This window comes from Staphylococcus sp. GW821-FHT11H10, from assembly GCF_058807855.1.
In genome coordinates this window covers 66,581-82,088 of record NZ_JBXARC010000007.1, presented here as the reverse complement: position 1 = coordinate 82,088, position 15,508 = coordinate 66,581, and the positions used below count along the sequence as shown (strand labels likewise).

The following is a 15,508-nucleotide window of genomic DNA, read 5'->3' as shown; positions in this document are numbered from 1 at the left end:
TTAAAACCTTTCTACTTATTAACAAGAAGATCTTTTAAAATAATTTTGTTGAGCCTATTAAATTCTTCTTTATAAAATTCACTTGAATAATGAACTAAAGAAGCGCCAAAAGGATGTTTGAAATCAGCAATCCAAAAGTCTTCTGTCATATCTATAACCTTTACTCTAGGATAAGATTTTAAGAAATGATTGTTCATTCGCTCCCAAAAATAATTTTGTTGAATTGATAATTTAGGGTCTTTAACATTATGTTTGTTACCTAATTTATCTTTATATGCATAAGCTGACCTACCTTTAACTAAGATTATTTTTTCTAATGGAACTATCTTTGAGATGTTATCCATATATGTATTCAAATCTTCTTTCCATTTAATAAAATATTCTTCATTTTCTACTTGTCTTATAAAATCTATATCCTTCCAACACTTTAATAATTTTGTTTCTCTAAGGTGTAAATTTCCAGACACATAATTATTATCATTAGTTTTTATAAGCGGTTGCGTTGCATCTACAAAAAAGTCAATTATTATATACTGACAATTTACTCTACTTAACTCATTAAAAATATTTTTTTGAAAGTCTCTCTTTACATACTGTAATTGGGAATCTTTTATATATTTTTCACTACTATAATTCAAATTTACAGGAGATGATACAGCTGAAATGACTGAACTATGAAATTGTGTAAAAACAACATCATATATGTCTTTATAATTTGGATTAAAATATTCACCAGAATTAAACATATTCCTTGAATAACAAGATCCTAATACAGCGATACGTATTTTATTACTAGTTCTTTCCTTAACTTTTAATACTAACTCATTTTTATTATTCTCAAATATTTCAATTTCTTTATTTTCAGATGAAAAATTAATTTTAGTATTTATATTTTTTAATTTATTTTCTACGGAATCATTTTCTAAAAATAAATCATAATCAGCATCTAAATCTGGAAGTTTTTCCAATATTATATTTTTATTTATACTATTATCTTTCAAAGAAAATTCAAAAATTTGCGGTACCATTTTATTTGTTTTTTCTTTCATAATAAATTTATTCAATGTGAAATTTTTGTATTTAAAAATTAATTTTTCTTTTGTTTCTGTAATATCATCTAATTTTCCCTGAATTAAGTAATTATTTTTTCGAACTTCAATAGCTAAACTATTACTTTTGGTTTTATAAAATATAAAATTCACTCCATTATTAGTGAATATTTTTTTATCAAAAGAATCATTTACCAATAAGTATTTATCTGAGATTTGATTATTAATTTTATACCTTATAAAAACATCCCAAATATCTAAATTTTCTGAAATTATGTCTAATTTGTTAATTTCTTCTCTTAAATCCCATTTGTCAGTTTTAAGTTGAGTTGATTTAATAACATAAGTATGAAAGTGCCATAATTTTGGTAATGGTCTCTTTTTAATGACTAGGTCTTTATCAAAATCATGTTCATTATCATCAACATCTAAAATTAAATATTCATTAAAATTTTCTGATTGTAACATTGGCGTTATTAATTTTGGTGATACAATGATACTCATTTTTTCATATTCAATTTTTAATATCGTGTTATAAAGGTCATTTGTCTCTATTTTATATTCCCCATATAAATTGTTATCAAATTCTAAATTACTAGAAATTTTCCATTCTTGTTTTCTACTAATTTCTCTATCAAACAGATGTTCTATTGACAGATAATAAATATTTGATTCCTCTAATTCTTTATATTTGTGCAATTTTAAGTCTGTAGAAGGGATAGCAGGGAAACTAAAATTAAAAATTTTCTGCGCATTAAAAATTAATTCTTCTTTATTTGTTGTAAAAAACCATCCCGATTTTTCATTTTTAATAGACTTTACTTTAACTTTGTTCAACCCATCACTCTCCTATATGAATTATCTATAGATGAAACTGATTTAATATAATAATATAATACTACAAAACCCAATTATATGCATATATTATTTTTTGTTTTTTAGTTATTGTATACAAATTGAATTTATTATTTTTTTGATTAATTTTTAAAAAATAAATTGATCATTGTAACTTATGATAAACTTCACTCAAATATAACTACTATCATACATATCAGAAAGTATTATAAGTTTAAAATACTTATATAAAACTAAAAAACCACATCACTTGTGGTACGCTTCGCCTCGCATGATTTTAAATGCTCTGTATACTTGCTCGATTAAGACAACGCGCATCATTTGATGTGGGAATGTCATTTTACTGAATGAAAGTGCGTAGTTGCTGCGTTGTAAGACGTCCTCATGCAATCCATTTGATCCACCAATAACAAAGACGAAATCACTTTGACCTTGTGTCATGCGTCGTTGCATTTCTTCAGCTAATCCTTCTGAAGACAACATTTTACCTTGGATTTCTAAAGTGATGACTGTTGCTTGAGGTTTGATTTTAGCTAGTAAGCGTTGACCTTCTTTTTCTTTCACTTGTTCAATTTCTTTATCGCTCATATTTTCAGGTGCTTTTTCATCAGGTACTTCAATAATTTCAATTTTGGAATAAGCACTTAATCTTTTTTCATATTCTGATATAGCCTGTTTCCAGTATTTTTCTTTTAATTTACCCACAGCTAAGATTGTTATCTTCATAAAATCCTCCATAGATGTTAATAGTTATCCTACTTATCCACAAGTTATCAACTTGTTAACAGAATTCCCTCTAATTATAACAGTAATGTATACGAATTAAGCCATATTTTTAAAAAATATCCCCATTTCATGTGACTATCCTTGTATATATGTGGATAAGTCTGTGAATAATGTGAGTATTTCTGTGTGTATTATACACAAAAGTGGATAACTTCATTCAATTTTGGGGATAACTTTAAGTAAGTCTTAAATATTTATTCACAGATTTAGGCTAAATCTTGTTATTATAAGGTTCCTTTTGAATAATCATGTATAGTCCAAATTATTAGATAATTAACTCAATAAATAAAAAAACAACCTACTCACAAATACTAATTTTGTAAGTAGGTCGTTCTTCTAAATAATTACAATGTATATATCGGTGTAGCTTGTGCTTTATCTGTATCACATAATAGCACTTCTTTTTCAGTATCTATATCATGTTCATTTAGAACCTGACTAACGCTCATACGTGCTAAATCTTTCATGTTGTTATCTTGTGATAAATGTGAAAGATAAATACGCTTCGTATTACCTGTAATAACATCAGTCATCGCTAGTCCTGCATCTTCATTAGATACATGTCCCATATCGCTTAAAATACGTTGCTTCGTCTTCCAAGGATAACGACACATGCGTAACATATCCACATCATGATTACTCTCAAACATAAAGGCGTCACTACCTTGAATCATACCTTTCATTCTATCTGACACATAGCCTGTATCTGTAATCATCGTAAATTTCTTATAGTTATTGTGGAAAATATAAAACTGTGGATCAATTGCGTCATGAGATACATTAAATGATTCTATATCAAAACCTGCAATAGATTTTGTTTCATAAGGATTAAATATGAATTTTTGATCCATTGGAATTTTACTATCTTTCTTCTCAATTGCTTTCCACGTGTTCTCATTCGCATAAATCGGCAAACCATATTTACGCGCAAGCACACCTAATCCTTTAATATGATCACTATGTTCATGAGTAACTAGAATGCCGTTTAAATCTTTTATATTTCTATCAATTTGGCTAAATAAATCTTCCATTTTCTTGCCAGTGAGTCCAACATCTACTAATAGACTGCCTTTATCACTCTCAACATAAGTGGCATTCCCCGTACTACCACTCGCCAATACACTCATTCGTATCAAGCGGCTCATCCTTTCTACTTCCGACAACTTACTCTATATTTTAGAGTGCCTTCAGTCTAATTCCTTATATTCTGCACTCTATAATTAAAAAAATGAAGTTTCGAACAATCCACATCATTCGAAACAATCCAGTCCTCTAAAATACCTTTATATTATACTATACCAATCCAATAATTAAAGTTCCAATTCCATGTTTATCTACAACACTAACACATACAAATAAAATAAGTGCATGAGACCATCGTTGTCCCACACACTTACTATTCTTCCTGCTCCCTAGTTATCAATCACTTTCGGATTTGATGATGTCGCTTCAACATAATAAGTCTTCACGTCTTCTTTACCTTTATGTTTCACTTTAATTTCCCAGTTCGCCTGCAATAATTGCACATTCGTTTCTCTCACAACCGAGTAATATCCTAACCTTGCATCCATCACTTCATCGCCTGATTTCAAGTAACGATTAAAGTATAACGTTTCTACTGCTTTACGCGGTGTAATCACTTGCTTCTTAGGATTATTATCACTCTTCGCAGGCTCAATGTTATTCATTACCGATTGTTCATAACTTGTCGCTTTACCATCATTGATATTAAAGCGTAGACGCGCTTTATTATTATTCATCAACGGATAACCTTCATAAGTCTGTTCATACGTCACAGTATCAGATGTAACATCACCAAGTTGATACATCTTACCGTTGTATACATTACTCATGATGTAATCTTTTAAATCACTTAAATTACTATCACTCACATTAACTGTACTATTAATCTCACCTGTTAAAGTATTCCCAGAATCTTCCGCTTCTAATGACGACTTACCCTTCGCATAACTTTCGAAGTCTTTAGACTTAGCAGTAATCATCTGCATCTTCGTCCCGCTTACATCTTTATTTAAAATATCCTTCGAAATTTTAATTTCTTCTTGCTGGAATTTAACCTCATTATCACTTTCAGATTCGTTAATTTGAGACTTCGTTACCTTATTCACGTAAATCAATACGAGTAGGATATTAACTAGAATAAACACGAAAATAAACAATGTCTTCGTTCGTTTCCAATTCATTTATTCAAGCCTCCCATCCTCATAAGCGTACCAATCGCCGTCGTATTGAACATACCATGTTGGCACAAACTCACTATTACGTTGCACTTCTATATCATCTTTATCAGGTTGATCATCTTCTTTATAACCAATGACCATATTCGTTACCTTTTCGAAATCAATCGTATGATTATTTGCGAGTGAAGAACGAACACTTTCAACACTATCTAGCGACTTCGTTTTACCTTCTAGAGGTACACTAGAACGCAATAGCGCACGTTTATAGTCATAAATGCCTTTATCTCCCCAAGTGACCTCTATATCATTTAATTGCTGATCATTAAATGTTGGGTGGCCATTGAGGAAGAGTTGATACGTTAATTCACCCGATGAATTATCTGTATTGAAAAGACGGAAGTCATCATTAAAGAATCCACCATGTCCATTGATATATTCAAATGTACTTGGAATCGTTGAATCCATATCACTTGAGCTAGATTCATCTTCAGATAAATTCTTATAATGATATTTCTTACTTTCATCATTATAGTTCGCTACGCCAGTGTTATTATTGTACGTTGTTGAACCACTCTTACCGCTTCGAATAATCACTGAGTCGTCAAATAGAATAGCATTCATCGTTTCGACTGGAATCGTATCATAAACCATACGGTAAGAACGCATGTCTTTCGGACGATTTGGCGCAAATATATGCGTTGCTTTATCAATCGTATCTTTATTTGTGATTACCTCTGAATATTTCTGCATTTCTTTATTCAAATGATCCATAACTTTAATAAAATGATTAGCTTTCGTAGTCAACGTTACTTTCATTACTTCATGACGATCTTCACTTATCGCATACAATTCTAAATTCTCTTTAGGATTTTGACTTACTATAATACGATTAAATTTGAAATTTTTAGGTACTTTCGCTGATGAATTCAATACTTGACCTAGATATGTCGTTAGCGGCATATCATAAGTGAAATCTAGCACAGTAAAGTGGTCATTTAACATGGGAATATTTAAATTATAATCTCGATGAATATGTTCCACTTTACTGACTTCATGATTCTTCAATGTACCTGTTACTTGAGACAATTGAGCACGAGATGGTGCCAGCCCTTTAACCTTATCGCCTTTAACTTCTACAATTTGATACGGAGATATCACATTCTCTATATTGGCAGACATGGGCTTACCAATCGTCTTAGTATTGCTCTTTTTACTATCTGTGCTATCAATATTATTTAAATCTGGTGAGAAATTCCACACCATAAACGTAAGCACAACACTCATCATGACTAGTAGGAAAAGAATAATGGATTTAATATGCTCTTTACTCTTCATCCCAATCACCGTCGTCTATAACTTCACAAGGAAGTGTAATAAATATCGATGTACCTTGTCCTTCAACACTATTCGCCCAAATTCTTCCATTATGCGCTTCTACAATCTCTTTCGAAATGGCTAGTCCTAAACCAGTACCACCCATTTTACGTGTACGCGCTTTATCTACACGATAGAAACGATCAAAGATTTTATCCACTTTGTTAATAGGAATACCTATACCATTATCTTTAATACGAATCGTCATACGATTGTATAAAGCGTTTTGTTTCACGTGGAACTCGACACGTTTTTCACCACGAGAATATTTCATCGCGTTAGTAATAACGTTATCAAACACTTGTGTCATCTTATCTGGATCAATTTCAGTAAAGATGGTTTCTGAAGGAATTTCACGCACAAACGTCGTGTCTTTCGCTGCCATTTCATGACGGTTAATAATCTTATTAATGAACATGTTGAAGTCGACAATTTCTTTCGTAATTTGTTCGGATTCGTTATCCATTTTCGATAATTGCAGTAAATCATTAACAAGACGTATCATTCGTTCTGTCTCTTCACGTGTTACCGATAAGAAAGATGGTGCTAAATTATCATCTTTCCAAGCACCTTCTTCAAGCGCCTCTATGTAACTATTCATCGATGTTAAAGGCGTACGTAATTCGTGAGATACGTTCGCAACGAATTCGCGACGTTCACGTTCAACTTGTTGTTGTTCAGTAACGTCATGTAATACGGCGATGTAACCTGTCACAAATCCAGTTTCTTGAACAATCGTACTGAAATTCACACGTGCGATGATGCCTTCATCTTCATTTATATCTAATAAGAAGCTATCGTTATTCTCTTGAATTTCATCTAATGAGAATTCGTCTTCTAAATTCAATACACTTAGCATGTAATAACCGATTAAGTCTTCCTTAGACATACCTAACATTTTTATCGCCATATCATTGACGATACGCACACGACCACGTCGGTCTGTTGCGATAATACCGTCACTCATATGCGTGATAACTGAGTCTAAACGACGTTTCTCACTCTCAGTATTCGCTTGTGCCTCTTGAACTCGTTTAGACAAATTGTTGAAGGCTAAAGCTAATTCACCGATTTCGTCATTACCATATATCTTAACGCGTTGCGTATAATTACCTTTAGACATCTCTACCGTCTGATTACGCATGTCCGTAATCGGTCTTGTAATCGTCCTTGCGATAAAGAAACCGAGTATAACGGTAATGAAGAGGGAAATCGCAGTACCGATAATGAATATTTGGTTAATATTATTCAACTGATTATATACATCATTGATATTCGATTCTATGTAAATATTACCAATCGTCTCGTTGCCATTCTTTACGGGTAAGTTGTAAATCCAAATTCGCTCTTTACCGCTACCATAGTCTTTTAAAACATTGTGACTATTGGATTCTCCTAGCGATAAGGCTTTTTGAACGGAGTTATCATTAACTTTCTGATTAATCATATTATGTGATGATATCTTCGCTGTAGCCATGATAATTTGATCTTTATCAATAAAACGAATTTCTTCAATTTCTTGACGGTTGGCATACTCATTTAATAAACTTTGAACTTCTTTTTGAGCGTTAGAGGGATCATCTCTGTATATCCGCTCAATGTTAACTTCAAGCTGTGTCGCATACTGTTTAATATTCTTCATGAAGTTATTTGTCAGTTCTTTTTCTAAACTATTAGTGAAATATAGACCGATGATCTGCATTCCAATAATAATCAATAACACATAAACAATAACAAGCTTGGTGTGAAGGGATTGTAACTGTTTCAGCCACTTCATAGTCGCAAGCCCCTAATCGTGTTGTTGGAGGAAGTATCCAACGCCTCTACGTGTCACAATGTATTCAGGATGTGATGGATCATCTTCAATCTTCTCACGTAAACGACGAATTGTTACGTCTACTGTACGCACGTCACCGAAGTAATCATAACCCCATACTGTTTGTAGTAAATGTTCACGTGTCATGACTTGACCCATATGTTTAGAAAGGTAGTGGAAGAGTTCAAATTCTCTGTGTGTTAATTCAATATCTTCCCCACGCTTTTTAATAGAGTAAGCATCTGGATAAATGACAATATCTTTAATTGTAATTTCATTTGTCGTACCACTTACTTCTTGAGCTGGTTGTGAATAATGGCGACGTAAGTTCGCTTTCACACGTGCGATTAATTCACGTGTACTGAACGGTTTCGTAACGTAGTCATCCGCACCAAGTTCAAGACCTAAGACCTTATCGATTTCAGAGTCTTTCGCAGTTAACATAATAATCGGCATTTCGAATTTCTTACGTACTTCACGGCACACTTCCATACCGTCACGACCAGGTAACATGATGTCTAATAATACGATGTCTGGTTCTTCCTCGTAGATTAAATCTACTGCATCATTACCATCATAGGCACAGTAAACATCATATCCTTCTTTTTTCAAATTAAATTCTAAGATGTCCGCAATTGGCTTTTCGTCATCTACAACAACAACTTTTCTTGCCATATCTATAAACCTCATTTCTCAAATTGTAGTTCTATATTTTATTATTCGTTCTTAATGAATTAGTAAAGATTAAACTGTGATTTGATGCGTTTTTAATAAGTTTATAGCGCATATTAATCTACTATATAATTTACCATTAATATTCATGTAATTCTATTTTCATATTTAAAATTATAGAATAATATTCGTTTAAAGTTTACCACTCTAATTTAATATTACAAATAAGTTGAACCCTTTGAATACGGGACAAAAGTCGTAGTGACGGCCATTTAACCCATTATTACAGAATGATGATACGACTCAATGGTTTAGTAGCAAGCTTTCTATTTTAAACATAAGAATAATATTAAGATTCTGTTGCGACGTCATACTTTTGTAATGCTAAAGAATGTATTACGATATTTAGCTTTTAGTATATTTTTTGATTTTTTGAAAATGAGATCTAAAAAGTTTAAAATGTGGATTTCCATAAGTAGTAAAATGAAGGCATAAAAAAATGCCTATCCTTTTGGATAAGCAATACGGTCTCGACGGGAATCGAACCCGCGATCTCCTGCGTGACAGGCAGGCGTGTTAACCGCTACACTACGAGACCTAAAAATGGTGACTCCTACGGGACTCGAACCCGTGTTACCGCCGTGAAAGGGCGGTGTCTTAACCGCTTGACCAAGGAGCCGTTCTTAAGCACAAGATAGATTATAGCACAGGCTTTATTTTGAAGACAAGACATTTTTTACATAATTTTAATATTTTTTTATATTTCCTTAATTTTTTGGATAAACATTGTAATAACAATGGTTTTAAGGTTACAAATGCTATATTTATCGATCTTTTTACACTCATGTTTCTAAAAAAAAATAGGCATTGAACGAATCAATGCCTACAAATAAATGATGTTTCCGGAATGATAGACGGGCTTCAGTGAGCAGGTATTTCTGCAGAAATACTCAAAGCTCGACAAAACTTGAGAAACAGTTTTGCTCACTTTTCGATTCTGCTCTAAACCTAACCGCTCACTTACGCACCTTTTTGATAGACGGGCTTCAGTGAGCAGATTACTCAACAATTATACGCTAATCGCTTAAATCACAGAACGATTTTCGCTCATAGCTAGTAATTGCTCGCAACCTAACCGCTCACTTACGCACCTTTTCTTCACACCTTTTTTACCACAATTGTTCTAATAGGTTTGTTTGGTCACGGTCTGGACCTACTGAGAAGATTGAAATACGTACATTACATAATTCAGAAATGCGTTCTAAGTATTTACGTGCGTTATCTGGTAATTCTTCTAATGTACGGCAACCAGTGATATCTTCTTCCCATCCTGGTAACTCTTCAAAGATTGGTTTACAACGACGTAATTGATCTAAGTTAGCAGGATATTCTGTAATTTCTTCTCCATCTAATTCGTAAGCAGTACAAATCTTCACTGTATCAAGACCTGTAAGTACGTCGATAGAGTTAATAGATAAGTCTGTAATACCACTAACACGACGAGAGTGACGTAATACAACTGAGTCAAACCAACCTACACGACGTGGACGTCCTGTTGTTGTACCGTATTCACGACCAACTTCTCTAATATGATGTCCATTTTCATCAAATAATTCTGTAGGGAATGGACCATCGCCTACACGAGATGTATATGCTTTACATACACCAATCACTTTAGATACGAAAGTTGGGCCTACACCTGTACCAACTGTTACATTACCTGCAACAGGGTTACTTGAAGTTACGAAAGGATATGTACCATGGTCGATATCTAACATGACACCTTGTGCACCTTCAAATAAAACTTTTTCTTCAGCTACAAATGCATCGTCTAAGATTTTAGAAGTATCTGTAACAAATTCTTTTAAACGTTGACCTGCAGCATAGTATTCATCAAAGATTTCATCGAAACGTGGGCAAGTTTCATTAAACATGCCTTTGAAGTATGCATTTTTAACTTCAATGTTCTCTTTTAAACGTCTTTCAAATGTTTCTTTTTCTAATAAGTCAGCCATACGGATACCAATACGTTGTGCTTTATCCACATAAGCTGGTCCGATACCTTTCTTAGTAGTTCCGATTTTATTATCACCACGACGACGTTCTTCATATTCATCTTGTGCTAAGTGATATGGAAGAATGACTTGCGCACGGTTAGAAATACGTAAGTTAGAAGTAGATACACCACGTTCATTTAAACCGTCTAATTCTTTTAATAATGCAACTGGATCTACAACTACACCGTTACCTATAACTGCAAGTTTATCTTTATAAAAAATACCTGATGGCACTAAATGTAATTTATAAGTTTCTCCACCAAATTGAATCGTATGACCTGCGTTATTACCTCCTGAAAAACGTGCAATAACATCTGCTTGTTCCGCTAAGAAATCTGTAATTTTACCTTTACCTTCGTCTCCCCATTGTGTCCCAACAACTACGATTGATGACATGTGAGCACCTCCAAAGTTTTCTCAATTAACCATTAAGTATTCTATCAATACGAACCCCATAATGCAAATAAAAATCGAACATTAATTTTAGTGCATATGACTTCCACACTCAAAAGTAAATTTACTCAATAAAACTGTTAAATCATTGATAATAAAGCTATTTGAGTTCTTTTATTTAAAAATCATTACACATACTTACGCTAGAAATCCATCACCAAAACAAAACAAAAACCGCATATTAAACGATTTATATCATTTAATATACGGTAAAATATTTTTATGACATTTCTGCATGTACATAATCAATGTCTGTAAATTTATTGTATTGTTTCATGAAGTGTAACTTCACAGTACCAGTCGGACCATTACGTTGTTTAGCAATAATGATTTCAATTTCACCATTTTCATCATTCGATTGTGGTTCGAAATTTCCACCGTCATCGTCATCTTCACCTTCGCCACGATTATAATAATCATCACGATATAAGAAAGCAACGATATCCGCATCTTGCTCGATAGAACCTGATTCACGAATATCACTCATCATTGGCCGTTTATCTTGACGTTGTTCCACGCCACGAGATAACTGACTTAGTGCAATAACTGGACATTCTAATTCACGAGCAATCGCTTTTAAAGTACGTGAAATTTCAGATACTTCTTGTTGTCTGTTATCAGAAGCACGTGAACCACTACCTTGAATTAACTGTAAATAGTCAATCACAATCATGTCTAAACCATGTTCTTGTTTTAAACGACGGCATTTAGAACGTAAGTCTGTAATTCGAATACCAGGTGTATCATCAATGAAGATCTTGGTACGTGATAATTTACCGACTGCTATTGTAAATCGATTCCAGTCTTCTTCTGTCATCGTACCTGTACGTAGTCGATTGGAATCCACGTTCCCTGAACTACAAATCATACGTGTTGCTAATTGGTCTGCCCCCATCTCAAGTGAGAAAATGCCGACAGTATAATTACCTTCATGTGTCGCTACCTTTTGAGCAATGTTAAGAGCGAAGGCAGTCTTACCTACTGAAGGACGGGCAGCCAAGATAATTAAGTCATTTCTATTAAATCCAGCTGTCATTCGGTCTAAATCACGATAACCCGTAGGAATGCCTGGCGTTTGACCACTATTTTGGTCGAGCTCTTCAGCTGTTTCATAAACTTGTCCTAATACATCTCTAATATCCTTAAATCCATCACTCTGACGATTAGAGGATAATTCAAGAATACGTCGCTCGGCATCACTTAATATCGCATCTAATTCAAGTTCATTATCATAGCCATCGTTGGCAATACTATCCGCAGTTTGAATTAATCTGCGTTTTAATGCATGGTTTGCGACGATATTTGTATAATACTGAATATTACGTGTCGTTGGTACATTATTTGAGAGTTCCGCTAAATATTGAGGACCACCAGCCTCGCTTAATGTACCTTCTTTCGTTAATTGATCCATTAACGTTACGACATCAATTTCATCACCATCTTCATTTAAGTTCATCATCGCTCTGAAGATGTGTTGGTGGGCACCTCTATAAAAGGACTCAGGAAGGAGCACTTCCTGAGTCGAATTAATCAATTGTGGATCTAAAATAATTGCACCTAAGACAGATTGTTCAGCTTCATTATTATGTGGCATTTGCTTTTGCTCATACATATTATCCATTAATCATTACACCTCTAAATCCATCTTAATTTTCATAAATCCTAGTGCAACATTGTTTAAAGTTTAAAATTATTTTGTCATTCGTTCACATAGAATGGTTAAATGACACTCAAATACATATTTTTACTTAACCTAAGTGTTTATACGCTTAAGTAAGTAGTTCTAATGATTAAAATCAAAAAACTGCTTTAGAGCCTATCCGCTTCTTACTTCTCTACAGTGTGAACACGGATCGTACCTTCAACTTCTTTATCTAATTTAACAGGTACATTTGTATAACCTAATGCATGGATACCTTGAGGTAAATCCATTTTACGTTTATCAATTTTAATATCATGTTGTGTTTTAAGTGCTTCAGCAATTTGCTTAGTACTTACAGAACCGAACAATTTGCCTCCTTCACCAGTTTTAGCACTCACTTCAACTTCGATTTCTTCTAATTTAGCTTTTAACGCTTTAGCATCATCAATTTCTTTTTGTCTATCTGCTTCAGCACGTTTATTTTGTTGTTCCAATTGTTTCAAATTACCTGGAGTTGCTTCAACAGCATAATTATTTTTAATTAAAAAGTTATTTGCATACCCTACTGGTACATCTTTAATTTCGCCTTTTTTACCTTTACCTTTAACATCTTGTGTGAAAATTACTTTCATGCGTCTTCACTCCTACTCATTTGTTCTGTAATTGCTTGTTGTAATTGTTCAATCGCTTCTTCAATTGATAATCCTTTCAATTGTGTTGCAGCGTTAGTTAAGTGACCACCGCCACCTAAGGCTTCCATCGTTAATTGAACATTAATAGAGCCTAATGAACGTGCTGATATACCGATTAAGTTATCTTCACGTTTAGCTACTACATAAGAAGCTTCTATACCTTCTAAACTTAACAACTCATCCGCAGCTTGTGCAACTGTAACAGGATGATAAATTTTTTCGTTAGAACCATGTGCAATTGCAATGCCATTATCTTGAACTTCAACTGTTCGAATAAGTTCTGAACGATTGATATACGTATCGACGTCATCTTTTAAGAAGTGTTGCGTTAATATCGTATCTGCACCATGGGCACGTAAATAGCTTGCCGCGTCAAACGTTCTAGAACCTGTACGTAATGTGAAATTACGTGTATCCACAATGATACCTGCATACATAACAGTAGATTCTAAACGTGTTAAACGTTGTTCAGTTGGTTGATATTCTAATAACTCTGTTACAAGTTCTGCAGTCGAACTTGCATAAGGTTCCATATATACTAATAATGGATTAGAAATAAAGCTTTCTCCTCGTCTATGATGGTCAATCACGACTTTACGATTAGCTTTATTTAGAATGTTCTCATCTAATACCATTTCTGGTTTATGCGTATCCACAACGACAATCGTAGATTTGGATGTCATCATATCCCAAGCTTCATCTGATGTTACAAATCTTTCCTTCAACTCAGGTTTCTTATCGATTTCATCCATCACTCGGCGTAACGTTGGATCAATATCTTCCTCGTTTAAGACAACATAAGCTTCTAAATTATTCATTAATGCGAATCTTGAAACCCCAATTGCCGCACCTATAGCATCTAAGTCAGGACGTTTATGTCCCATAATGATAACTTTATCGCCTTCAGTTAAGATATCCTTTAATGCGTGAGAAATAACACGCGCTCTTACACGTGTACGTTTTTCCATCGGGTCAGTCTTACCGCCATAGAATCGCACGTTTCCGTTCATATTCTTAATAGCTACTTGGTCACCACCACGACCTAATGCTAAATCTAGACCAGATTGTGATAATTCGCCAAGATCGATTAAGTTCTCAGTACCTTCTCCGACACCGATACTTAATGTTAATTGAGCACGGTAACCGACACTCTTTTCACGTAATTGGCTAAGGATTTCAAAGTTAGATTCTTCGATTTCAGCTAATATTTTTTGATTTAAATACGCTACGAACTGGTCAGAATTATATCGTTTAAAGTAAATATTGTATTCTGATGCCCAACGACTAATCACTCGCGTTACCATTGAGTTGATTTCAGAACGTTGCGTGTCGTTCATATTTTGCGTAATTTCATCGTAGTTATCTAAGAATAACGTTGCGATGATTGGCTTTGATTCTTCATATAGCTCATTAGTTTGCACTTCATCTGTAATATCGAAGAAATATAAACAACTTTCTTCTTCTGAATGACGAACGTGGTAATGATATTGACCATGTTCGATTTCAACTTCTTGTACCTTTTCAAGCTGCTTTAAAATATTCGGAAAAACTTCATTGACTGGTTCTGAGATGACATTCGTTTCTAAGTGTTCAGACATGTACTGGTTAATCCATTCAATATGGTCATCAGCATCAAGCACGACCATACCAATAGGTAATCGTTTAATTGCTCTGTTGCTTCCAGCCGAGATGTGACCACTTAAGTTATCCACATAATTATCCATTTTCAATAAGGCTTGTCTGACTAACACGATGCTAATAATAATCATCACGACTAAAATAGCTGCTGCAATTGTAGCGACTAATGGTTTAAAGATAAACCATACAACTACAAGTGCAATCGAAGTAAGTACCATTAAAATAAATGGTATCAGTAGAGCCTTCTTAGTGGATTGACGGTTCATTATTCCA

Annotated in this window: 11 protein-coding genes and 2 tRNA genes; all 13 read right to left on the bottom strand. The window is 33.6% G+C overall.

The annotated features are described in order from the left end of the window. Positions 1 to 11: 11 nt before the first annotated feature. Positions 12 to 1,886 (bottom strand): DUF6270 domain-containing protein, encoded by a 1,875-nt coding sequence (locus tag AC1RRU_RS05725; protein ID WP_049426582.1) that lies wholly within the window; start codon positions 1,884 to 1,886, stop codon positions 12 to 14. 264 nt (positions 1,887 to 2,150) lie between these two features. Next, positions 2,151 to 2,630 carry a 23S rRNA (pseudouridine(1915)-N(3))-methyltransferase RlmH gene (gene rlmH, locus AC1RRU_RS05720; protein WP_033079930.1) on the bottom strand — a complete coding sequence of 160 codons (480 nt, stop codon included), beginning with the start codon at positions 2,628 to 2,630 and terminating at the stop codon, positions 2,151 to 2,153. A 404-nt stretch (positions 2,631 to 3,034) separates the two neighbouring features. Continuing rightward, positions 3,035 to 3,835, bottom strand: a complete 801-nt coding sequence (locus AC1RRU_RS05715; protein WP_011274380.1) for an MBL fold metallo-hydrolase — start codon at positions 3,833 to 3,835, stop codon at positions 3,035 to 3,037. Positions 3,836 to 4,102: 267 nt separating this feature from the next. Next, entirely contained in the window at positions 4,103 to 4,894 is a 792-nt protein-coding gene (locus AC1RRU_RS05710) for a two-component system regulatory protein YycI (RefSeq protein ID WP_011274378.1), read from the bottom strand. After that, positions 4,895 to 6,226 (bottom strand): YycH family regulatory protein, encoded by a 1,332-nt coding sequence (locus AC1RRU_RS05705; protein ID WP_011274377.1) that lies wholly within the window; start codon positions 6,224 to 6,226, stop codon positions 4,895 to 4,897. Further along, positions 6,216 to 8,042, bottom strand: coding sequence for a cell wall metabolism sensor histidine kinase WalK (gene walK / locus AC1RRU_RS05700; protein WP_016930922.1), 1,827 nt, complete (start codon positions 8,040 to 8,042; stop codon positions 6,216 to 6,218). The genes AC1RRU_RS05705 and walK overlap by 11 nt, the downstream gene beginning before the upstream one ends. Positions 8,043 to 8,054: 12 nt before the next feature. Beyond that, positions 8,055 to 8,756: a response regulator YycF gene (gene yycF, locus AC1RRU_RS05695; protein ID WP_011274375.1), complete on the bottom strand. Its 702-nt coding sequence runs from the start codon at positions 8,754 to 8,756 to the stop codon at positions 8,055 to 8,057. Between the two features lie 522 nt (positions 8,757 to 9,278). Next, positions 9,279 to 9,351: transfer RNA gene (locus tag AC1RRU_RS05690), tRNA-Asp, on the bottom strand. 6 nt (positions 9,352 to 9,357) lie between these two features. Further along, positions 9,358 to 9,432: transfer RNA gene (locus tag AC1RRU_RS05685), tRNA-Glu, on the bottom strand. Between the two features lie 490 nt (positions 9,433 to 9,922). After that, the gene (locus AC1RRU_RS05680) at positions 9,923 to 11,206 is read right to left on the bottom strand and encodes an adenylosuccinate synthase (RefSeq protein WP_011274374.1); all 1,284 of its coding nucleotides are present in this window, start codon (positions 11,204 to 11,206) and stop codon (positions 9,923 to 9,925) included. A gap of 277 nt (positions 11,207 to 11,483) precedes the next feature. Further along, a complete protein-coding gene (dnaB, locus tag AC1RRU_RS05675; protein ID WP_493196466.1) occupies positions 11,484 to 12,884 on the bottom strand; it encodes a replicative DNA helicase in 1,401 nt (466 codons plus the stop codon). A gap of 206 nt (positions 12,885 to 13,090) precedes the next feature. Beyond that, entirely contained in the window at positions 13,091 to 13,537 is a 447-nt protein-coding gene (gene rplI / locus AC1RRU_RS05670) for a 50S ribosomal protein L9 (RefSeq protein ID WP_016930923.1), read from the bottom strand. Then, positions 13,534 to 15,501, bottom strand: coding sequence for a DHH family phosphoesterase (locus AC1RRU_RS05665; protein WP_011274371.1), 1,968 nt, complete (start codon positions 15,499 to 15,501; stop codon positions 13,534 to 13,536). The genes rplI and AC1RRU_RS05665 overlap by 4 nt, the downstream gene beginning before the upstream one ends. Positions 15,502 to 15,508 lie beyond the last annotated feature (7 nt).